A 21780-nucleotide genomic window follows, 5' to 3' on the forward strand; every position below is an offset into this window, starting at 1 on the left:
AAAACCTTTCGTCGTCAGCAGGGATTGAGCGGCGGCTCGCCGGCGAGATAGCGGCGAACCTCTTCGGCCGCCTGGTCGGCGGCAAAGGTGACGGTGCGCACGGACGCGCCGGCGATGTGCGGCGTCAGCGTGACGTTGGGAAGCTGCAACAGCGGCCAGTCCGGCGGCGCCGGCTCGACGGCGAACGTATCGAGCATCGCACCGGCCAGTCGCTGCGAGCTGAGCGCGTCATGGAGCGCGTGATAGTCGACCAGCGGCCCGCGCGCCGTGTTGATCAGGATCGCGCCGGGCTTGATCCGGGCCAGCGCATCGCGATCGATGAAGCCGGTGGTTTCCGGCGTCACGCGGGCATGCAGGCTGACGACGTCGGCGCGCGCCAAGAGGTCGGCGAGCGCGACATGCTCGACGCCGTCGTTGCGGTCCTCAGCGCTGAGCTGGACGTAGGGGTCGGTCACCAGGATCTTGCAGCCGAACGCCTTCAAGAGCTTGACCACGCGGGTGCCGATCGCGCCATAGCCGACGATGCCGACCGTCATTTCGCCGAGTTCGCGTCCCGTGCGATCGGCGCGGTAGAGATCGCCGCGCCATTGCCCGCCCCGCATCGACTCGTGGCCGCTACGGATCAACCGGGTCTCGGCGAGCATCGCGCCGATGGTGAACTCGGCCACCGCGCTCGCGTTGCGGCCGGGCGTGTTGACGACCAACACGCCGTGATCGCGCGCGGCCTGCATGTCGACGTTGACGGGGCCGCCGCGCGACACGGCGATGAATTTCAGGCTCGGCAACCGCTGCAGCATCGCCCGCGAGATCGGAGCCAGATGCGTCACCAGCAGGGACGCCTCGCCGATGAAGTCCGCCAGTTCTTCGGGGTCGCCCATGAACTCCTTCAGCCCGTCGAGCTTGGAGCCGGCATAGCCATGCTCCATCGGCTCGTCCGGCCATGGCTGCTCGAGCATGCGGATGTCGATGCCATCACCGCAGACGGCGGTGATGCGCTCGGCGAACACCGACGGCAGCATGAAGCGGTCGCCGATGATGGCGATCGAGCTAGACATGGTTGGCACCTGCGCGATGGGCCGCTAGCTGCTTCCACACCGGCCGCGCCGCGAGGCGAGCCTCGACATAGGCCGGAAACAGCTGTGCATAGCGCTCCGCCAACGCCGCATCCGGCGCTTGCGGCTCATCCAGATACGGTCTCACCCACTCCTCCGCGCAGTCCATCATGTTCGAATAGAGACCGGTCGCGACCGCCGCGATCATCGCGGCGCCCGATGCGCCGGCCTCCTCGCGACGGCAGACCCGGATGGTGCTGCCAAGCGCCGACCCGAGAATGGCGCCGAGCGCGCGGCTGCGGGCCGCGCCGCCGGTCAGCCGGATCTCCGCCGGCAACGATCCCATCGCCGCGTAGCAGTCACGTGCCGCGAAGGCCAGCCCTTCCATGACGGCGCGCATCAGATCCCAATAGCCATGACGCGTGCGCAGGCCGATCAGCTGCGCGGCGGCCTCGTGGGACACGAACGGCCCGCGCTCGCCCGCATCTGAAATGAAAGGGTGATAAAGCAGCTCGCCCGCCTTCGCCGCGAGCACACGCTCGTCCAGCCGCCGGATCAGGTCGTTGCGCGACCGCGCGATGCCTTCCATGGCGAGCACCCCGCGCGCGACATCGAGCAGCCAGTCGATGTTCAAGGTCGCGGCCATGGTCGACTGCATCTGCGCATAGTGGCCCGGCACCGGGAACGGCATCGTATAACCGGTCGCCTCGGCATTCAGCCTGACTGCATCGGCGCCGTTCACCAGCCGCATGTGCATGCCGGTCGAGCCGATGATGGTGCAGCCGACCTCCGGCGTGGGGTCATACAGCCCACCGCCGAGCGCATTGCAGATCACATCGACATAGCCGAGCGACACCGGCACGCCCTCGGGCAAGCCCGTCTCGGCCGCAGCCGTTGCCGTCAAGCCATGCGTCGTCGCGACACCGTCGACGACATCTGGAAACAGGCGCGCGGCATCGGCGATGCCGATCAGACGCGCGGCATCGCCGTCGAAGCTGCGCTTGCGAAAATCACCGCAGGAGAACGTCGCCTCGGAGGGATCGGTGACCCGCTCGCCGGTCAGCTTGAAGTAGAGCCAGTCCTTGCAGTGGAACGCCGTGCCCGCGCGTCCCAGCAACTCTTCGTCATGGGCCTGCAGCCAGGCCAGTTGCGCCCCCTGCTGGCAGGCGTTGAGCCCCGATCCGGTGCGCTGATAGTGCGCGACATTGCGCTCGCCGCCGCGGAAGGCTTGAACGAAACCTGCCGCACGCGAGTCGAGCCACAGCAGCGCGGGAGCGACGGGATGGCCATCCGCATCGATCAGCCAGGTGCCATCGCCCTGCCCCGTCACGGCGATCGCGGCGACCCGGTGAGCCAGATTCGGCAGCGCGCCGCTGAGGCCGCGCAAGGCCGCAACGGTGTCGGTCCAGGTCCGCTCCATGTCTTGCTCGACTCGGCCGCCCGGCAAGGTGGTGTAGCTGTTGGGAATCGCGAAATCCCCGAGCTGGCGGCCATCCCGCGAAAAGGCCACCGCCTTGATCACCGACGTCCCTGCGTCGATGCCGATGATCACGTCGCGAATCGCTCCGGAGGTCATATTCAACGCGCCTCCGCGTGGCGGACGCAGACGCCGTCGGCGCCGAAAACGTGGAGATGGCCTGACTCCAGCGCGCACGGCACGACGTCGCCCGGCCGCGCCACGACCCTGCTCGACGTCACGGCGACCAGCAGATGACCGGCGCACTCGCCCGCAATGTGCGACTGATCGCCGAGCCACTGGTTGGAGACGACGCGCAGCCGCGTTTCACCGCTGCCGATCGCGATCCGCTGCGGCCGGATGCCGACCTTGATCCGATCGGCCTGCACCAGCGCCTGTTGTCCCGTCACGTCCAACGTCTGCCCGGGAATGTGAAAGGCAACATCGGAGCCCACGGACAGACGGAAGCCGCCTTCCTCCTGCGTCACCGCGGTCTCCAGCAGGTTCATCGGCGGCTCGCCGATGAAGCTCGCGACGAACTGATTGGCCGGACGGTTCTTCAGCTCGCGCTCGCTGGCGAACTGCTGCAGCACGCCGTCTTCCATGACAGCGATGCGATCGGCGAGCGCGCTCGCCTCGGTCTGGTCATGGGTGACGAAGATCGCCGTCATGCCACGTTCGGCGAGCAGGCCCTTGATGCGGCCGCGCAGCACGGCGCGGAGCTGCGGCTCCAACTGCCCCATCGGCTCGTCCAGCAGATAGAGGTCGGCGTCGCGCACCAACGCGCGCGCCAGCGAGACGCGCTGCTGCTGCCCGCCGGAAAGCGCGCGCGGATGGCTATCGAGGATATCCTCGATCTCGACCAGGCGGGCGATGCTATCGACCCGATGCGCGATCTCGGCGCGCGAGAGCTGCTGCGCCTTCAGCGCGAAGCCGATGTTCTCGCGCACGGTGAGCGGCGGATACAGCGAATAGCCTTCGAACGCCATCGCCACCTTGCGCTTCGCCGGCGCCAGATCATGGATCGGCCGCAGTGCCAGCGCGATCGAACCCGAGCTGACGCTCTCGAACCCGGCGATCATGCGCAAAGTCGAGGTCTTGCCGCAGCCGGAAGAGCCGAGCAGCGCAACGATCTCGCCTGCTTTCACCTCCATATCGAGCGCGCGCACGGCATGGACCGGCGGCTTGCCCCGGCTGTGATAGATCTTGTCGACGTTGCGGATTTCGAGCATGCCCATGTCAGGTCCTCACGCCGCCTGCCGCCGCGGCGAGAGGCCAATGCGGTCTCCCGTCGCGTGGTCGAACAACAGCGCCGCATCGGGCGCGAACCGCACGAACACGTCCTCGTCCGCATCCGCCTCCAGCGCCTCGGGCGCCAGCGCAGCCAGCCACTCGGATCCGTCGGCGAAGCGCAGTAGCACCACGGCGCGCTCGTGGATCGGCGTGACCGCGACGATCCGCGCCGGGATCGCACCCTCGCCGCCATCACGCGTCACCACGACATCGTCCGGCCGGACGCCAAGCCAGCAGCGCTCGCGCATATTGGTCGGCAAGCCGTCCGCATCGAGCCGGATCAGCGCCCCGGCGACAGATGCGGTCAGTCGGCCCTGCTCCGCCACCGGCGTGACCTCGGCAAGATTGATGCTGGGATCGCCGAACAGCCGCGCCACCGCGACCGAGGCGGGCCGCGCGTAGATTTCCTCGGGACGCGCCACCTGCATCAGACGGCCATTGATCAGCACCGCGATCCGATCGGCGATTGCCATCGCCTCGCGATAGTCCTGCGTGACATAGAGCACCGCCGCCGAGCTGCGGCGCAGCAGGCTCGGCAGCTCGAGGCGCATCTCGTAACGCAGCTTGGCATCGACATTGCGCAGGGGATCGTCGAGCAGCAGCACCTCGGGGCTGCCGATCAGCGCGCGCGCCAGCGCGGTGCGCTGCTTCTGGCCGTTGGACAGTTCACGAGGCTTGTGGCCGAGCACGTGCTCGATCTTCAACAGCCGGCTCATCGCCGTCACTTTCGCGGCGGTGTCGGCCGCCCCCGTCGCACGCAGGCCGCTGGCGATATTGTCGCGCGCGCTCATATGCGGAAACAGCGCAAAATTCTGGAAGGCCATGCCGATGCCGCGCTGCTCCGGCGGGGCATCGACGATCGAGCGCCCGCCGACCAGGATGTCGCCATCGTCAGGCTCGAACATGCCGGCGATCATGCGCAGCAGCACGGTCTTGCCGCTGCCGGACGGACCGAACACCGCGACGATCTCGCCGGGCTCGACCGTCAGCGACACGCCTTTCGCGCAGCAGGCGGCGCTAAAGGTCTTGTCGACGGCTTTCAGTTCGAGACGCGCCATGAATCCTCAACCCTTGACCGCACCGAGCGACAGTCCTTCGACGAGATAACGCTGCGCGTAAAGCGCCAGCAGCAATGTCGGCGTGACCGACAGCACGATCGCGGCGGCGATCTGGCCGTACTGGATGCCGGACGCCGTCACGAAGGCGAGCGCGCCCACCGTCACCGGCTGCTTGTCAGCCGAGGCCAGGATCAGCGCGAAGACGAAATTGTTCCAGCAGAAAATGAAGGACAAAAGCCCCGCCGCTGCGATTCCCGGCCCCGCCAGCGGCACCGCGATGCGTGTGAACGCCTCGCGCCAGGAATGGCCGGCGAGCCGGTAGGCATGCTCGATATCCGGGCTGATGTCCTCGAAATAGCCGCGCACGATCCACAGGATCAACGGCAGCGCGATCAGCTGGTAGACCCAGACGATGCCGAAATACGTGTCGTTCAGGCCGAGCTGCTGGTAGTACAGCGACAGCGGCAGCAGCACCAGCAGCGGGGGCGCAAAGCGGAACGAGAGAAGCGTGAACGCAATAGTCTCGCCGAGCCTGAACTTGAAGCGCGCGAACGCATAGGCCGCGGGCACGCCGAGCAGCAAGGCCAGGATCACCGAGGCGCTCGACAGCACGAAGCTGTTCATCAGGTTGCGCATGAACGAGATCTGCAGATTGCCGGCCGCGGTGCGGAGCTGGCCCGAGATCAGCGCCTCGTAATTGGCGAATGTCGGCTCGAACAGGATGCGCGGCGGGATCCGCAGGATCTGCTCGTTGGTCTGGAACGACATCAGGAGGATCCAGACAATCGGAAACATGAAGAACACGAGCACCAGCGCGAGCGCAATGCCGCGAAAGATGCGTCCAGCAAGGCTGGAGTGATCCATGACGTCCCTCCCTCAGGCGTGACCGTGGGCGCGTGCGCGCAGCCGCAGCCAGTTCTTGATGAAGATGTTCGACAGGACGTTGGTGATCAGCCACAGGATCATCAGCAGCGCAGCCGAGCGTCCGACATTGGTGTACTGGAAGAACTCGAGATAGGCCTGGACCTGGAACACCATCAGCCGGTCGCCGGGCCCGCCCTGCGTCATCGCATAGACGATGTCGAACTGCTGGATGGAATCGAGCAGCCGGAACAGCGACGCCGTGATGATATAGGGCGCAAGCATCGGCAGCGTGATGCGGAAGAACACGAAACTCGCCGGCACACCGTCGAGTGCGGCCGCCTCGAACGGCTGACGCGGCAGCGAGCGCAGACCGGCCAAGAGCAGGATCATGATGAAGGGCGTGTAGACCCAGACGTCGACCAGGACGACCGTGAACAGCGCGGTCGACGGATCGGAGGCCCATTTGAAGTCATGCGCGCCGAACAGGCCGACCAGATAGGACAGGATGCCGAAGCTCGGATTGGTCATCAGCTTCCACATCAAGGCGGCGATCGCCGGAGCCGTCATCAGCGGCAGCAGCAGCACGATCGAGACCGCGTTGTGGAAGCGCGTCGGCCGCCGCAGCAGCAGCGCGATGCCCAGGCCGAGCAGCAGCTCGGCGACGACTGTTACCGCGGTGTAGACGAGCGAGATCCGCAGCGTGTTCCAGAACGCCGGATCGGACAGGAAATCGATGTAGTTGTCGATGCCGATGAAGCCGCGTAGATATGGCAGATTGAGCCTGTAGCGCTGCAGCGAATAGACGGCCGCGGTGACGAACGGCACCAGGATGGCGATGCAGACCAGCAGGGCCGGCAGGCTCAACAGGTATGGCAGCAATCGCCCGCGCCAGCGTTTCGTGCGGCGCGGCACTGCTTGGGTCTCGATAAGTTCAGCCATGCTCATGACAAGCGTGATCGCATCAGCGCGGGGATGGGCCGGTCCGGACGCCCGTGGGGGAGCGGCCGGACCGGCAGGTGGTCATGGACGGTGCAGCACCCGGCCTCAACCGAGACCGGCCTGCTTCAGCTGACGGTTGATGCTCTCGGCAAGCTTGTCGAGGCCTTCATCGACGCTGATCTCCTTGGCCACCATCTTCTGCAGCGAGGCCGCCCACTCCGTCGTGAGATCGAAGAACAGCGGCTGCGCTGTGAAGTAGATCTTCGCCCCCGGCGCCGAGAGGTCATGCTGCTCGAGATAGCCAGGATAGGACTTGGCGATGCGGTCGCGGAACTCGCTGTCCTTCCACACCGAGGTGCGGACCGGATTGACGAAGTCCATCTTGCGGGCGCCGAACAGGTCGTGCTCGACAGAAGCCGCCCACTGCATGAAGGTCCACGCCGCATCCTTCTGCTTGGAGAAGCTCGACATCGCCAGCGACCAGATCCAGACGTTCGGCGTCGGCGCCTTGGCGGCCGGATTGGCCGCGAACGGCGCATAGCCGAGATTGCCACGCTCCTTGTTCTCGCCGCCGTTCATGAAGTAGCCGAGAATGTCGGCGTCGAAGATCATGCCGGAAGCGCCGGCGCCGAGATCGGTGCCGACCTGGTACCAGGTGTAGGTCGACCAGTTCTTCGGACCCGAGCCCTGGATCATCTTGACCCACTTCTCGTGGAAATCCTTCGACGCCTTGGTGTTCATCGCGGCCTTGAGCTTGCCGCCCTCCATCACGAAGTCCTTCTGGCCGAAATTCGCGTAGGCCGACAGGAAGCCGGGATGGATGGTGGCCCAGGAGCGCGAGCCGCGCACGCCGACGCCATAGGGACCACCGGCGTCCTTGGTGATCTTGGCAGCGACGTCGAGCATCTCGTCGAGATTCTTCGGCGGCTTGACGCCGACCTTGTCGAAGATCTTGCGGTTATAGGTGATGTTGTTGAGCTCGTAGCCCCACGGGATGCACCATTGCTTGGCCTTGCCCGAGCCGAGCTCGGAGCCGGCCACGCCGTCCCAGGCGGTCGAGGAGCGCAGGCCGGGCAGCACGTCGTCCCAGGCGAACGCCGGATTGGTCTTGGCGGGATCCTTGATGTAGGTGTTGAGGTCCTCGATCCAGCCGGCCGGACCATAGGTCCAGGTCATGTAGGCGCCGGTCATGAAGGCGTCGTATTGATCGGACTTCGACGACAGCGCCGCCGTCACCTTGTCGAAATAGACGTCCTCCGGGAAGATGTCGTAGCTGACGTTCATGCCGGTCAGGCTCTTGAACGCCTCGATATCGCCGATCATCGCATCGACATAGGGATGCTTGTTGAGGAGCAGCTTGACGGTCTTGCCGCTATGGGCCTTCCAGTTGAAATCCGCGGCCATCGCCCTCGACATCGCCGAGGCAAAGGCGGCATTGGCGGCGACACCGGCGATGCCGAGCTTGGCAGCGCCGTCGAGCAGATCACGCCGGCTGATGCGCTTGCCGGCATAGGACGCAAAGAGATTCTTCTCACGATCGTACATTCAACCCTCCCTTTGTTTTTTGTAGAGACGTGTTCGCGTTACCTGCCCTTCCGACTCTTGTTCTTGGAGTTGCCAGATGTTTTCTCCGGCTTGTCGGTCGCTAATGCCTGAGCGGTTACCTCATCGATGATGAGACCGTTCAGGAAGCCGCTGCGCAGCACCGCGCGCAGGGCCGTGATCTTCGCCTCGCCGCCGCCGATGGCGACGATGCGGTGTTTCTTCAGATCGGCAGCGGCCATCGAGGTGGCGCGCGCCGATAGATCGAGATCGAGCAGCTCGCCCTGGGCGTTGAAGAAATGCCCGAGCAGGTCGGCGCAGGCGCCGGCGCGCTTCAGCTCGACGACCTCGTCCGGCTTGATCATGCCGCTCGACACCAGGAAGCCGTCAGCGTGGATCTGGCCGATGCCGACGAACAGCAGCGACGCCCGCTGCGCCAGCGCGAACACGTCCGATATGCCGAACTGCTGCATCAGCACGCGGCGGTCCGCGACCGAATTGGCGAACACGGGCACCGGCAGCAGATAGGCTTCGGCGCCAGTGCGCTCGGCGAGACGATGGATCACGTCGAACGGGTTGGCGGCGAATTTGCGCGTGAGGCCGCCGAGCAGCGACACGAACTGCACGTCGCGCGCCGGGGTCTGCGGCAGTTGCGCCACCACCGCCGCAAGCGTGCGACCGTGGCCGACGCCGATGATCTTGTCGTCGCCGCGCTCCAGCACCTGGCGCAGGAAGCTGGCGCCCTCCAGCGCCAGCGCCTTCAGCGGCAGATCGCCCTCGCCGAGATCCGGCGCGACGCGGCAGAAGGCGAGCCCGTAGCGCTCGGCCAGCGCGTTCTCCAGCGCGACGCATTCGGCGACGGGGCCCTCGACGAAGACGCGGATCATGCCCTCGCGGCTGGCGCGCGCGATCAGGCGATGCGCCTTGGTGCTCTGGATGTTGAGCCGGTCGGCGACCTCCGACTGCGTCAGCCCGGCCGCGAAATACAGCCACGCGGCGCGCGTCGCGAGCGAGGCCTCGCCGTCCACCATGGGCGCCCTGTCGGAAGCTGTCGTCACGCCGAATGCCTGCTTGCAAAATTCTTCACTCCTTGCAAAAAATTGCAGACGCCGATCCGGCCGTCAATCCCCCAAACGTGCTGCAGCGCGTCAGGGACGACGCACCGGGCGAGCACAGGCATGCTCGTCGGCGCACAACGGGATGAGGTCGCATGACGGAGTTGTTTGTCGGCATCGACGTGGGCACGAGCGGTGTGCGCGCCTGCGCCGTCGATATCAGCGGCGAGATCAAGGGCGCAGCCGCCGTTCCGCTGGTCGCGCCGCGTCAGGACGGCAACGCCATCGACCAGGATCCCGAGCTGTGGTGGCAGGCGACGGTCGCGGCGCTCGACAAGCTCGGCAGGATCGTCGATCTCGGCGCCGTCGCGCGCATCGCAGTCGACGGCACCTCCGGCACCTTGCTGCTGATCGACGCCGACGGGCGGCCCCGCTCGCTCGGCCTGATGTACAATGATGCCCGCGCCGTCGACGAGGCCAGGCGCATCGCCGCAATCGCGCCGCCCGAGAGCGGTGCGCATGGCACGAGCAGCCCGCTCGCCAAGCTGCTGCATCTGCTCGCCTCCACCAGCGGCACGCGGCATGCCGTGCACCAGGCCGACTGGATCGCCGGACGCCTCGCCGGCCATCACGGCGTCAGCGATGAGAACAACGCCCTGAAGCTCGGCTATGACCCCGTCAGGCGCGAATGGCCGCAGTGGATCGATCAGCTCGGCGTTCCACGCGACGTGCTGCCGAGCATTCTGGTGCCGGGCACGCCGTTCGCCGACATCGATCCAGCCATCGCGCGCTCGCTCGGTCTGTCCCCATCGACGCGCATCGTCGCCGGCACGACCGACGGCGTCGCCGCCTTCATCGCCACCGGCGCCGATACGCCGGGCGATGCGGTGACCTCGCTCGGCACCACGCTGGTGGTGAAGCTGGTCGCGACGCAGCCGATTTTCGCCGCCGATCAGGGCGTGTACTCGCACCGCCTCGGCGACAAATGGCTCGCCGGTGGCGCATCGAATTCCGGCGGCGCCGCGCTGCTTGCGCATTTCACCACCGACGCCATGGTTCGCATGACACCGCTACTGCGCCCGGACGAGCCCACCGGGCTCGACTACTATCCGCTGCAAAAACCCGGCGAACGCTTTCCGATCGCAGATCCCGCGCTGGCGCCGCGGATCACGCCACGGCCGGCCGAGGATCATCGCTTCTTCCAGGCGCTGCTCGAAGGAATTGCTGGCGTAGAAGCGCTGGCCTATCGGCGTCTTCACGCGCTCGGCGCGCCGGCTCTGCGGCGGGTGATCAGCATCGGCGGCGGCGTCCGAAACGATGCCTGGACCGATATCCGCCGGCGCATCGTCGGCGTGCCCGTCAGCGCCGCCGCGCGGACCGAAGCCAGCTATGGCACGGCGCTGCTGGCGCTGCAGGGACCGCCGCGATGACGGCAGCGGCGTGTGAGATCGGCGGCCTGTCCGCCATCGCCGACAGGTTCGATCACGTGCTGCTCGACCAATGGGGCACGTTGCATGACGGAAGGACGGTGCTTACCGCTGCGCATGACTGCGTCCTCAGGCTGCGCGAGGCCGGCAAGCATATCCTGGTGCTGTCGAACTCCGGCAAGCGCGCGAGCGCCAATGCCGAGCGCCTCGCCCGGCTCGGCCTGCCGCGCTCCGCCTATGACGGCATTCTCACCTCGGGCGAGGTGACCTGGACCGGCCTGCGCGACAGAACCCGCGCGCCCTTCACCGATTGTGGCAATGCCTGCTTCCTGATCACCAGGGGCGGCGACTGCTCGTTGATCGACGGGCTGGATCTCGTCATCGTGACGGATATGCGCGACGCCGATTTCATCCTGCTCGGCGGCCTTGATGACGACCTCGCCGAGCCGGACCTCTGGCGCGATCAATTCACCGGAGCGGCGGCGCGAGGCGTGCCGATGATCTGCGCCAATCCCGACCTGATGATGTTCGGCGCGAGCGGCCTCGTGCCTGCGCCCGGCACGCTGGCGCGCGCCTATGAGTGGCTCGGCGGCCCGGTGAGCTTCGTCGGCAAGCCGCATGCGCCGATCTTCGCGGCTGCGCTGGAGCAGCTCGGCCATCCGCATCCGCATCGCGTGCTGATGATCGGCGACTCGCTCGACCATGACGTCGCCGGCGCCCGCGCCGCAGGCTTGCAGAGCCTGCTGCTCGGCGATGGCGTGCATCGCACGACGCTGGCCGGTGCGCCCGACCTGGCTGCCGCGACGCGCAAGCTCGCGGCTTCGCCAGGCCGCATGCCGAATTGGACGATGCAGCACCTGTTGTGGTGAGAAGGAGACGCGAGATGCGCGAGCCTGCCGAGCTTGATGATTTGCGCCGGATGTCGGCGCGGGTCGGCCGCAACGTGCAGCTGGTGCAAGGCGCCGGCGGCAACACCTCGCTCAAGCAGGATGATGTGCTGTGGGTGAAGGCGTCCGGCACCTGGCTTGCCGACGCCGACGCGAAGGACATCTTCGTGCCTGTCCTCCTGCCTGCAGCGCGCGACGCGCTCGCCGCTGATGACGAGCGCATTCCGCTGGCAGCCCCCGGCCCGCTACGCGCCTCGATCGAGACTGCGCTGCATGCGCTGCTGCCGCACCGGGTCGTGCTGCACGTGCATGCCGTCAACACCATCGCCTGGGCGGCACGGCGCGACGCACGCGATGAATTTTCGGCGCGACTGGTCGGGCTCTCCTGGCGCCATCTCGACTACTTTCATCCCGGGCTGCCGCTGGCGCACGCGGTGAGTGCAATCGTCGCGCGCGAGCGCATCGACGTGCTGATCCTCGGCAATCACGGCCTCGTCGTCGGCGCCGACACCTGCGATCAGGCTGAGGCGCTGGTCCATGACGTGGAGCGCCGGCTGGCGCTGCCGGTGCGCCCGACACCTGCTGTCGACGCAGCGCCATTGCGCCGCCTGTGCGCCGGCACCGACTATCGCCTGCCGCACGACGCTGGTAGCCACGGCATCGCCACCGATCCGTTCAGCCGCGCCATCGCGACCGGCGGCTCATTGTATCCGGACCACGTCGTGTTTCTCGGCCCGGGCCTGCCGACGATCGAGAGCGCCGGCGGCCTCGCCACGCTGCTCGCACGGGCGGACGCTAGCCGCCTGCCCGCGCCCGTCGCGGTCCTCGCGCCGGGTCTCGGCGCCATCATCCGCAGCGACGCCAGCCCGGGCGCCGAGGCCATGCTGAGCTGCCTCGCGCTCGTGACCAGCCGCCTGCCGTTATCGGCCGATATCGGCTATCTCTCGTCTCAGCACGAGCAGTTGCTGCTCAACTGGGACGCCGAACGTTACCGACAGCAGCTGACGGCAAGCCGCCAGTCGTCGAAGTGAAACGGTGACAGATCACGCGATCTCCTCGCTCGACACCGGCAGGGACGGCGCCCTCGCCACAATCAGCTTGTGAAGAGCATCTCCGACCTGATCAATGACTTCGCCCCAGTCGCGCCCTTCGCGCTGACGGAACAGACGCATGCTCGGGTACCAGACGCTATCGTCACGATCGAGCAGCCAGCGATAGTCCGGCGTATACGACAGAAGCGTCCAGGTGGGACGACCGAGCGCGCCGGCGAGATGAGCGACACTGGTATCGACGGTGATCACGAGATCCAGACATGAGATCAGCGCGGCCGTGTCCGCGAAATCGGCAAGTTGGCCCGTCGGGTCCGCAATCCGGCTCGTCTCCTGGAGCACGGCTTTGTCTTCGGCCTTCGGCTCTTTCTGCAGGCTGATGAACGCCGCGTCCTCGCCGAGCAGGCGGGAAAACATGCGCAATGGGATGGAGCGATTGTGGTCGTCGAGATGATTGGGGTTGCCTGACCAGACCAGGCCGACACGCAATTTCTCAGGCGCACCAAGGCGCTCTTGCCAGATTTGAATCCGATCCGGATCAGGCGCCGACAAATACGACACCGGCGCTGGAATCGTGGCCAGCGTCGTCCGAAAGGCAAACGGCAGGCTCATGATCGGACAATGGATATCCACTCCCGCAAGGTCGGCGGCCTCCGAGACCGGAATACACTGCGAAATGCCCGGCACATTCGACAACAGAGGTAGCAACGGCTTTTGAACGGCGAGGATGACGCGGGCGCGTAGCGCTAGGACCATCGGCACGTAACGGATAAACTGGATCGTATCGCCCAGTCCTTCGTCGGCTGCGATGACAATGGTTTTTCCAGCGATGCCGTCCTGGCCCAGCCACATGGGTTGCTGGAAGCGCGGGTAAGAGCTCGGCAGACTCCAACGGGCCTCCCGACCAGACCAGCCCGCGTCGAGATCCCCCAGCAACAGGTTCAAATGAGCCGTTCCAAGATCGGCCAGCGCGTCTCTCGGATCGGCCCCCTTCAACTGCCTGTAGACTTCGAACGCTTCGTCGAATCGACGCAGCTTCGTCAGCACAGAGGCCTTGTCGTGCAGCGCATCCCTGGAGCCAGGTTGCAAAGCCAGAGCTCGCTCGAACCATTGCAAAGCTTCTTCGTCTCGGCGCATCGTCCGCAGGACAATGCCCGTCTTGACGCAGATGTCAGAGTTGCCGGGCTCGATCTCGTGGGCTCGCCGACAGATGGCAAGGGCCTCGTCGAAGCGCTTCAGGCCATTCAGAAGTGCACCACGCATCAACAACGTCGGTACATGGTTGGGCCGCAAGGCGTCGCTCAGATCGAGATAGGCGAGCGCTTCATCGATCCGCCCCAACCGTTGAAGCGCGATGCCGCACTGGTTTGCCGCGTCCCAATGCCTCGCATTCAGTTCCAGCACACGTTGGAAGCTCAACACAGCGTCGGCGAGCTGCTGCAGGCTGACAAGGGCATTGCCCCTCAGCATCCACAGATCGGCGCTTTCGAGACCGAGTGCCCTCGCCTTCTCGACGACCTTGATCACCTCATCCGAGCGTCCCTGGACCTGCAGCACCGTGCCAAGACTCAAGAAGTACTGCGGCTGAACATCCTGCTGGATCGCGCGGGATACCCACCGCAGTGCAGCTTCATACTGCTGTGCCTGCAGTGCAAGGATCCCTAGCAAGTTGAGGGTCGGCGCATGCCCTCCATCGATCGCAAGCGCCATATGACAACACCGCTCGGCGTCCGCATGTCGGCCATTGGCGACGTCGCGCAAGGCAGCGTCATAGAAGTTCGCGGCACCATCGGGCTTGGCAGGTTGGAGCTTCACTTTGGTGGGCGAAGCTCGGCGCTCGCGACGGTTCATTGCTGCAATTCGTCCCGGTTACGATTTCAGCGTAATTGATTCTCATTCAGGCTGACAGTCGCAATTCTATCTCCGGCTGTGGTGAGGACCGCTCCGATTCTGCCTGCATTCCCTAGCATAAGAGCGCGGAAGACAACGATCCGATGACACGCTTCGTGGAAGTTAAACTCAGTGCAACCATCGCGAGCATGATCAAATCGGCGTGCAGGACAAGGGTGAGGACTTCTTCGGTGGCTACGCCTATACGAGGTCGGGGCCATCCGGCCGACCTCGAGATCATCATCACCGAAACGCCGGCACAACTGCGCAAGTTTCACGATCCGGAATCGGGCCTGGCGCTGATCCGGCCGGATGCCTGGCATGGGCCGTCGGACAGCTCGGGCTCGTCGCCGGACACGGCCATCCGCAAACAACCGGAAACAGACTGGAAAGGAGGAGAGGTTGGATGGTGCGCTCGCAGCGGGAGAACACCTGCGTTCGTTCAGTAGCTGAAGCACGACCGCCTTTCCGCACACCGGCCGGACGTGCCGATTTCTGATCCAATCTTTCGCCGGCAGCGCTATGGCGCTTCATGCCCACGTGTGAAGCCGCTCTCCCGGCGGTAACAGAGATGGAGTTTGTCCCACACCTTCATCATCGCATGGACCAGTTGGTCCATGAGCGCGTCGTCGTGATAGGGCGTAGGTGTAAGACGCAGGCGTTCCATTCCTCGCGGGACAGTGGGGTAATTGATCGGCTGGATATAGATGCCATGCTCCGACATCAGCAGGTCCGAAGCCGCCCTGCACTTCTCGGGATCGCCGACATGCACCGGCACGATATGGCTCTCGCTCGGCATCACCGGCAGGTCTGCTGCCGTCAGGACGGACTTCAACCGCGCTGCACGATCCTGATGCCGGACGCGCTCCGCTGTCGAGGCTTTCAGATGCCGGATTGCAGCGGTCGCGGCTGCGCAGACCGGAGGCGGCAATGCCGTCGTGAAGATGAAACCGGGGGCGTAGGAGCGCACCGCATCGATCAGGTTCGCCCCAGCCGCAAGATAGCCGCCGAGACAGCCATAGGCCTTTGCGAGTGTGCCCTCAACAATGTCGATCCTTTCCATGACCCCGTCGCGCTCAGCTATGCCGCCGCCGCGCGGGCCATACATCCCGACCGCGTGCACCTCGTCGACATAGGTCAGTGCGCCGTAGCGCTCGGCCAAGTCGCAAATTCGATGCAGAGGCGCGACATCGCCGTCCATCGAGTAGAGGCTCTCGCACACGATGAGCTTGGGCCTTTCGGGATCTGCCGCCCGCAGCAGCCGTTCGAGATGCTCAGGATCATTGTGCTGCCAGATCTGCTTCTCAGCACCGGCCTTGCGAACCCCCTCGATCATGGAGTTGTGGTTCAACGCGTCGGAAAGCAGCAAACACCCAGGCAGCAGCCTGGCGATCGTCGATATCCCCGCCTCGTTGGAAACGTAGCCGGAGGTAAACACCAGCGCGGCTTCCTTGCCGTGGAGATCAGCCAGCTCCTGCTCGAGGGCGACGAGCGGATGGTTCGTTCCCGCGATGTTACGGGTGCCCCCGGCTCCTGTGCCCATGCGCGATACGGCATCGATCATGGCTCCCATGACCTTCGGGTGCTGGCTCATGCCCAGATAATCGTTCGAGCACCAGATCACGACCTCACGCTTGCCCTCCCCCGAATGCCAGATCGCATAAGGATAGCGCCCCGCCTGGCGTTCGAGGTCCGCAAAGACACGATAGCGCCGTTCCTGATGCAGTCGATCCAACGCACCGCGGAACATCGCGTCATATTCGGGGAGGAGGCTCAACGGCCGCATCTGGTAGTTCATGATTGGACGACTCCTGCCGACTATTTTGCCCGATTGAACTGGTAGGAGCCCTGCAGGAAGACGCCATAGCGCTCCGTCGTATATCTCAGGACCTGATTGAAGGAATCGACCGCATTGGTGCTGAGATGCCACCAGCGTCCGCCGATGCCGATGCGGAAATTGTCGGTCAACTGGTAGTTCAGCACGGTCTCGGCCTGGAATCCGGATCCTTGTCCTGAGGCAGGATCGCGCCCGAACGTGAAATAGTGCGTGTCGATCGCATTCTGCGAAGTCCAGACATAAGCGGCCTCCGCCTGCCAGCTCAGCCGGTCCGACAGCCGCGTGTCGAGTGAGACACCGGCCCGTCCGCTATGCCAGCGATCCTGCTCGGTCACCACCTTGACGCCTGCCCCAAGAGCCGGACTGCAGATCGTCGGATTGCCACCCACCTGGGTGCAGCCCCGCGCGTCGACCGTTTCTGTCCAATATTGATAGCCGACGAAGGCACCAAGCCGGAAACGCTCCGTCTCCAGCAGGTTGAAACCGACATCGAGATTTGCGTATTGCAGCCGCCCGCCGACGCTGCTGACGGTCTTGGATGACGGATTGACGAAAGGAGCAAAGTCCTCGTCGACGAGAGTGCCCGAGCTGATCTTGCCCGCCCCGAAATAGCCCTTCAGAAACATGTTGGTGAACGGGCCGTCGAGCGCATCGACCCTGAAGAACATCTCGCCGCTGTGCCCGGTCATTCCGCCATAAGCGAGCCGGGAGACCTGAAGCGTCGCAGCCTGATCGGCGAAATAGCGGTAGCGATTCTGCCCCGAGCTGAACCAGTAGCGCACTCCGGTCTCCAGCATATAGGACGGCAGGATCGACGCGCGCGACCGCAGCGGCATATCGCCCGAGCCCGCGCCCTGGCCGCCTTGCAACGCTGCAGGCCTGGCCCAGGCGCAGCTGACGATCGAGGCGTTGCACTTCGTGACACCGTCGGCGTTGAAATCGCGCCGCAACGTGACCGTCGCGAACAGGTCCTTTGTCGTCGTCTTGACGTTGGCCAGCGTGCTGTCGACGAACCGGTAGCCAATCTCTGTTTCCAAGCTGATCTCCTTCGACCAGAGATAGCTGACCAGCAGCGACGGCAGGATCGTGTACTCCTTCAAGTCGGTCCGGGTACCGGACCTATAGCCCATCCGCAGCCGCGGGCTTATGGCGAGATCGGGCGTGATCGGGTAGCGCGAGGCAAGATCCAGCACATAGAACTTCGAGTCCGCCAGGCTCGCGTAGCGTAGCGCGCCCATGAACAGATCGCCCGGCTTGATGATGCTGTTCCCGGTCAACTGAGCCGACAGATAATATTCGAGACCGCTCGCCGGCGTGCCGTCGACGCCGCCGGACGGCAGCGTGCCGGTCAGATTGGTCACCGTGGCATCGGCGGCGACCTGCCAGGTCTCGTTCAGGGGCCGCGAATAGCTCACCATCGCCGACTGGAATGTCGGCGTGCGGTCGATCGCGAGCTGCCTGATCTCGCCTGCGGTATTGAACTTCATCATGTCGTAGAGCGTGAGGAACGGCTGCCCCTGCAACGCATTCCAGGTCGAGAGAAATGGAACTCTTCGGTAATCGAACGAGGCGTTGATGACCGACTTGTCCTCGAACGTATACGTTCCCGAGAACACGGCGGCATTGAGCGCGCGGAAATGCGTGTCGTAGTCGATCAGGCCGAGCAGCGACTTGTTGGTGTCGAAATAGCGGAATTCCGCGCCGATGGCCTGGCGGTCGACGATGTTGCGGTCGTATTGCGTGATCAGGTAGACGGTGGTCTCGAGCCCGCCGAGAATCTTGCCGAAATCGATGCTTGCGCCATAGAGCGTCTTGCCATCCTTGAACGGTGCGTCGAAGCGGCTCCAGTTCGGCGAGCCCGCGAGCACGTTCAAGCGCAGCCCGGGGCTCTTCTGCCAGCTCAGCACCGCGCCGTCGAAACGGCCGATCACGCCGCCGGTGTTTCGGGATTGCCGTCCGACGCGCAAGGTCACGTCGGCTTCCTTCAGCGTGTAATCGACTTGCGCGGTCGAGACGCCATACTTGTCATTGCCCGTATCGAATTGGCGCTCGTGGGTGAACGCCAGCTTGAACTTGGTCCTGATGCGATCGTTGTCCGCGGTGCCCAGGAAGTCGAAATTGGTCAGCAGCGTGTTCTGGTGCACCCGGTGGGCATCGGGATCTGCATTCGGGTTCGGCGCGATGGCCCTGTCCTTGACGGCGCTGGTGCTGTCATTGGTGATGAAGGTGGTCGAGAGGCTGCCCGACATCGACCAGCGCGTATCGCCGTTTGGCCCCGCCGCCTTGGTTGGCATCCCCGCCCCCATGTCTCCGCCATCGGAGTTGGCCGGAGACATGTCGCGCGGCCGTGCCGGTGCGCTGCTGGTTGCGGTCAGAAGCGCAGCGAGCCGCTGCCTCACCCGCTCTGCGCCCTCGCCGTTCGGATAACGGCGCAGATAGTCCTCAAATTCGGCCTGGGCTGCAGCGGTCTGCCCGGCCTTCTGGCGCGCGACGCCGAGCAGCTCCTGCGCCTCTGCGCTCGAGCCGGTCTCAGGGAGTTTCAGCACCTTCTTCAGAAGGTCGATCGCGGCGTTGAAATTGCCTTTCTTGATCGATGCGCGCGCCTCGTCCATCGAGGCCTCCGCAAACCGGATGTCCGCCGCGGACGCCTGCTGCATCGTGCGATTGTCGTTGCGGACCGACGCAGCCGTACCGGGGATCGCAACCGGTTTCGGCGCATCCGGAGCGGCTACGCTCGGCACCAGGGCCTTCACCTTGCACGCCGACACCGGGCCCTTCCGGGCAATCACGATCGTGACCTGCTCGAAGCTGCCGGATTGCACAATCTGATAGGTGAACTCGCCAGCAAACTGAGCGACGAGGATCGGTCCTCTGTTCTGATCGAGCGTCAGATAGACGTCCTGGATGCCGGAGCCCTGGGCATTTTCGACCCGCACCCCCTCGCGTCTGACCAGACGCCGCGTGATGACGGCGTCCCGATCGACCAATTGTAGCGAGACGCTGAGCTGGCTGCCCTGATCCAGCGGAAAATGCCCGGTGTAGCGCACGCGAACATGAAAGTTGACGCGCAGCAGGCTGCAGTTGCCGATCGTCGTGGCGTTTGCACTGGCAACGAACTGATCGATGACCGGCTGCGCCGGTGCAACGCCGAAGGCTCCGTCGAGCAGGATTGCGATCAGGCCGGACAGCAGAGTCATCGCCCATCGGGTCGACCTCGCTGCCGCTGCTTGACTGAAGCGGCAGCTCATCACCAGCCGCCTCCATTGACCCGGTGCTGCCGCTGGCGACGGGTGATGATGGCGGTCTGCGACTTGTCAGCATAGATGTGACACGCGCCGGTGCAGTCCTTGAGCTCGGCGACGGTGTAGTCCATCGGCGCCGGCTTCACGAGCTTGGCATGCTGCTGCGGCCGGAAATCACCCGCGTGGCAAGCGGCGCAGTCGGGCTTGTAGGCCGCGAACTTGAACACGACGGCTTGCGAATTGCCGCTGTGGCAGGCGGTGCAGCCAATGGCGGCGCTATGGTTCGGATAGCTTGCCGACATGTGCCGGTAGTTGACCGAACTCCAGCTGACCGTCCGATGGCAGCTTTCGCAGGGGACATTGGTCACGAAGTGCTTCGGCGACTTGCCGGTGGCATTGGAGCCGTTGTGACAGCTGGCGCACGGCGCAGTCAGGCTGGTGTGATCCATCCGTGCGCCCGAGAACGACACGGTGTTCTTGTGGCAGCTTTCGCATGGCGCGCTGGTGACCACGTGGCGCGGCGGCTTGCCGCCCGCTGATGATCCGTTGTGGCAGGTCGCGCAGGCCGCCATCGTACCGGTGTGACTGAAGCGGGCTCCAGCGAATGTCGCCGTGCTCTTGTGGCAGGTCTCGCACGGCGCATTGGTCGCGACGTGCTTCTGCGGCTTGCCGGTCGCGGCCATGCCGTTGTGACAGCTCGCGCAGGCCGCTGTCGTCCCGGTGTGGCTGAAGCGGGCTCCGCTGAACGTCGTCGTGCTCTTGTGGCAGGTCTCGCACGGCGCATTGGTCGCGACGTGCTTCTGCGGCTTGCCGGTCGCGGCCATGCCGTTGTGACAGCTCGCGCAGGCCGCTGTCGTCCCGGTGTGGCTGAAGCGGGCTCCGCTGAACGTCGTCGTGCTCTTGTGGCAGGTCTCGCACGGCGCATTGGTCGCGACGTGCTTCTGCGGCTTGCCGGTCGCGGCCATGCCGTTGTGACAGCTCGCGCAGGCCGCTGTCGTCCCGGTGTGGCTGAAGCGGGCTCCGCTGAACGTCGTCGTGCTCTTGTGGCAGGTCTCGCACGGCGCCGCAGTCGCAATGTGCTTCGACGGCTTGCCAGGCGCACTCATGCCGTTGTGGCAGGATGCGCACGGTCCCTGCGCCGTCATGTGGTTGAATCTCGAGCCGACCTCCGTGGCGCTCGACCCGGCAAGCCCTGCCCTCGGATTGACCGTCGGCAACAGCGATGGAACCCGACCTGCGTTCTGCGACTCCATTGCATCAGGATTGGCGGCACCGATCGAAGGCAGGAGCTTGCTGCGCGGATCGTTCGGCACAGGCGCTGAAGGGGCGGATGTCATCCGCGGGAGAGTGCTCGGCGGCTGCGACACCGACGCCGCGTCACCAGCTTTCGCCGCGCCGTCGGGTTTGGAGGCGGCAGGCGCACCGGCCGGAGCCCCTGCTCGAGGATCGGTCGTCGCGGCCGCCGACGTCGCAGCTGTATTCGCCAGCGGCTTGCTGCTGAACAAGAGCGTCGAACTGGATGGTGCGGCAGGCTTCGCAGCCGCGCCGGCCGCAGCCGTGGCCGGCGCTGCGCTCGTGCCCGATGCAGACTCGGGAGTCGTGGCCGCCGTCATCGTCCGGTTGGCGGTCGTGGCTGGCGTCACCGCCTTGGCGACGGGCGCCTGAGCGGGGACCACCGACCTGGCCGTGGTCGAGCAACCCGCGGCCGGCTTCTGCGGGTCGTCGTCCCATGTCGAGAAGTTGGCGGCAGCGCGCACGTGGCAGCAGCCGCAATCCTGTGACTTGGCACTGTGATCCGGCCCCTGCGCGCCTCTGCGGCCTTGGCTGCGATAGGCGCCATTGTGACAGCTGTCGCAGCGCGTCGCATGCACGGCGGTATGACTCATCGTGTAGGTGGCGAAGCTCGCCGCGGTGTTGCTATGGCAGTTCGAGCACTGGACGCCGGTCACCGGAATGTGCGGCGGCGTGGTCAACCCCTTCGCGCTCGAGCCATTGTGACAGGCGGAGCAATTGGTGTTGGCCGCGGAGTGGGTGAACGCGGCGCCGCCCCAGCTGGTGAAGCCGCCCGAGGCTGCCTTGGCGTGACAGCTGACGCAGTCGGCGCCGCCGGTGGCAACGTGGTTCGGATAGGACGCGGTGCCCATGGCACCCTTGGTGCCCTGCCCGGTGTAGCTGCCGTTGTGACAGCT

Annotated in this window: 16 protein-coding genes; 4 read left to right on the forward strand and 12 right to left on the reverse strand. The window is 65.4% G+C overall.

Translation table 11 applies throughout. The features are described from left to right. Positions 1-14 precede the first annotated feature (14 nt). From QW881_RS30355 to QW881_RS30390, 8 genes are all read right to left on the reverse strand, one after another. The gene (locus QW881_RS30355) at positions 15-1055 is read right to left on the reverse strand and encodes a 2-hydroxyacid dehydrogenase (protein WP_315754442.1); all 1041 of its coding nucleotides are present in this window, start codon (positions 1053-1055) and stop codon (positions 15-17) included. Further along, positions 1048-2628, reverse strand: a complete 1581-nt coding sequence (locus QW881_RS30360) for an FGGY-family carbohydrate kinase (RefSeq protein WP_315754440.1) — start codon at positions 2626-2628, stop codon at positions 1048-1050. The genes QW881_RS30355 and QW881_RS30360 overlap by 8 nt, the downstream gene beginning before the upstream one ends. Positions 2629-2630: 2 nt before the next feature. Continuing rightward, entirely contained in the window at positions 2631-3740 is a 1110-nt protein-coding gene (locus QW881_RS30365) for an ABC transporter ATP-binding protein (RefSeq protein WP_315754565.1), read from the reverse strand. A gap of 15 nt (positions 3741-3755) precedes the next feature. After that, positions 3756-4859, reverse strand: a complete 1104-nt coding sequence (locus QW881_RS30370) for an ABC transporter ATP-binding protein (protein ID WP_315754438.1) — start codon at positions 4857-4859, stop codon at positions 3756-3758. A 6-nt stretch (positions 4860-4865) separates the two neighbouring features. Continuing rightward, positions 4866-5723 carry a carbohydrate ABC transporter permease gene (locus tag QW881_RS30375; RefSeq protein ID WP_315741294.1) on the reverse strand — a complete coding sequence of 286 codons (858 nt, stop codon included), beginning with the start codon at positions 5721-5723 and terminating at the stop codon, positions 4866-4868. Positions 5724-5735: 12 nt separating this feature from the next. Then, positions 5736-6662, reverse strand: coding sequence for a sugar ABC transporter permease (locus QW881_RS30380; RefSeq protein WP_315754436.1), 927 nt, complete (start codon positions 6660-6662; stop codon positions 5736-5738). A gap of 105 nt (positions 6663-6767) precedes the next feature. After that, positions 6768-8207 (reverse strand): extracellular solute-binding protein, encoded by a 1440-nt coding sequence (locus QW881_RS30385; protein WP_315754434.1) that lies wholly within the window; start codon positions 8205-8207, stop codon positions 6768-6770. Between the two features lie 38 nt (positions 8208-8245). Further along, positions 8246-9235, reverse strand: coding sequence for a sugar-binding transcriptional regulator (locus tag QW881_RS30390; protein ID WP_315754562.1), 990 nt, complete (start codon positions 9233-9235; stop codon positions 8246-8248). A gap of 179 nt (positions 9236-9414) precedes the next feature. On the opposite strand from QW881_RS30390, the gene QW881_RS30395 reads away from it, so the two are divergent. Genes QW881_RS30395 through QW881_RS30405 form a run of 3 tightly spaced genes read left to right on the forward strand, consistent with a single transcriptional unit; the run spans position 9415 to position 12604 of the window. After that, positions 9415-10689, forward strand: a complete 1275-nt coding sequence (locus QW881_RS30395; RefSeq protein ID WP_315754432.1) for an FGGY-family carbohydrate kinase — start codon at positions 9415-9417, stop codon at positions 10687-10689. Beyond that, positions 10686-11555: a TIGR01459 family HAD-type hydrolase gene (locus QW881_RS30400; RefSeq protein WP_315754430.1), complete on the forward strand. Its 870-nt coding sequence runs from the start codon at positions 10686-10688 to the stop codon at positions 11553-11555. Before QW881_RS30395 ends, QW881_RS30400 begins: the two co-directional genes overlap by 4 nt. Before the next feature lie 14 nt (positions 11556-11569). Then, complete coding sequence (locus tag QW881_RS30405; RefSeq protein ID WP_315754428.1) at positions 11570-12604, forward strand: class II aldolase/adducin family protein; 1035 nt, start codon at positions 11570-11572, stop codon at positions 12602-12604. A gap of 12 nt (positions 12605-12616) precedes the next feature. On the opposite strand, the gene QW881_RS30410 is transcribed toward QW881_RS30405, so the two are convergent. Continuing rightward, a complete protein-coding gene (locus tag QW881_RS30410) occupies positions 12617-14473 on the reverse strand; it encodes a tetratricopeptide repeat protein (protein WP_315754426.1) in 1857 nt (618 codons plus the stop codon). A gap of 143 nt (positions 14474-14616) precedes the next feature. Between QW881_RS30410 and QW881_RS30415 the strand changes: the two genes are divergently transcribed. After that, a complete protein-coding gene (locus QW881_RS30415) occupies positions 14617-14961 on the forward strand; it encodes a hypothetical protein (protein WP_315754424.1) in 345 nt (114 codons plus the stop codon). A 71-nt stretch (positions 14962-15032) separates the two neighbouring features. On the opposite strand, the gene hemA is transcribed toward QW881_RS30415, so the two are convergent. The 3 genes from hemA to QW881_RS30430 form a co-directional block, all read right to left on the reverse strand. After that, positions 15033-16298, reverse strand: a complete 1266-nt coding sequence (hemA, locus tag QW881_RS30420; protein WP_409998955.1) for a 5-aminolevulinate synthase — start codon at positions 16296-16298, stop codon at positions 15033-15035. Between the two features lie 32 nt (positions 16299-16330). Then, positions 16331-19546: a hypothetical protein gene (locus QW881_RS30425; RefSeq protein WP_315754420.1), complete on the reverse strand. Its 3216-nt coding sequence runs from the start codon at positions 19544-19546 to the stop codon at positions 16331-16333. 50 nt (positions 19547-19596) lie between these two features. Next, positions 19597-21780: hypothetical protein (locus QW881_RS30430; protein WP_410052085.1), on the reverse strand; the 2184-nt coding region annotated here is incomplete at its 5' end.

This window comes from Bradyrhizobium sp. SZCCHNS3016 (assembly GCF_032484535.1).
In the GTDB taxonomy this organism is placed as follows: Bacteria; Pseudomonadota; Alphaproteobacteria; order Rhizobiales; family Xanthobacteraceae; genus Bradyrhizobium.

Bases quoted from the DNA above. Each gene is read 5' to 3' on its own strand.
- QW881_RS30355 (WP_315754442.1), bottom strand. From the start codon at position 1,055: ATGTCTAGCTCGATCGCCATCATCGGCGACCGCTTCATGCTGCCGTCG.
- QW881_RS30360 (WP_315754440.1), bottom strand. From the start codon at position 2,628: ATGACCTCCGGAGCGATTCGCGACGTGATCATCGGCATCGACGCAGGG.
- QW881_RS30365 (WP_315754565.1), bottom strand. From the start codon at position 3,740: ATGCTCGAAATCCGCAACGTCGACAAGATCTATCACAGCCGGGGCAAG.
- QW881_RS30370 (WP_315754438.1), bottom strand. From the start codon at position 4,859: ATGGCGCGTCTCGAACTGAAAGCCGTCGACAAGACCTTTAGCGCCGCC.
- QW881_RS30375 (WP_315741294.1), bottom strand. From the start codon at position 5,723: ATGGATCACTCCAGCCTTGCTGGACGCATCTTTCGCGGCATTGCGCTC.
- QW881_RS30380 (WP_315754436.1), bottom strand. From the start codon at position 6,662: ATGGCTGAACTTATCGAGACCCAAGCAGTGCCGCGCCGCACGAAACGC.
- QW881_RS30385 (WP_315754434.1), bottom strand. From the start codon at position 8,207: ATGTACGATCGTGAGAAGAATCTCTTTGCGTCCTATGCCGGCAAGCGC.
- QW881_RS30390 (WP_315754562.1), bottom strand. From the start codon at position 9,235: ATGGTGGACGGCGAGGCCTCGCTCGCGACGCGCGCCGCGTGGCTGTAT.
- QW881_RS30395 (WP_315754432.1), top strand. From the start codon at position 9,415: ATGACGGAGTTGTTTGTCGGCATCGACGTGGGCACGAGCGGTGTGCGC.
- QW881_RS30400 (WP_315754430.1), top strand. From the start codon at position 10,686: ATGACGGCAGCGGCGTGTGAGATCGGCGGCCTGTCCGCCATCGCCGAC.
- QW881_RS30405 (WP_315754428.1), top strand. From the start codon at position 11,570: ATGCGCGAGCCTGCCGAGCTTGATGATTTGCGCCGGATGTCGGCGCGG.
- QW881_RS30410 (WP_315754426.1), bottom strand. From the start codon at position 14,473: ATGAACCGTCGCGAGCGCCGAGCTTCGCCCACCAAAGTGAAGCTCCAA.
- QW881_RS30415 (WP_315754424.1), top strand. From the start codon at position 14,617: ATGACACGCTTCGTGGAAGTTAAACTCAGTGCAACCATCGCGAGCATG.
- hemA (WP_409998955.1), bottom strand. From the start codon at position 16,298: ATGCGGCCGTTGAGCCTCCTCCCCGAATATGACGCGATGTTCCGCGGT.
- QW881_RS30425 (WP_315754420.1), bottom strand. From the start codon at position 19,546: ATGACTCTGCTGTCCGGCCTGATCGCAATCCTGCTCGACGGAGCCTTC.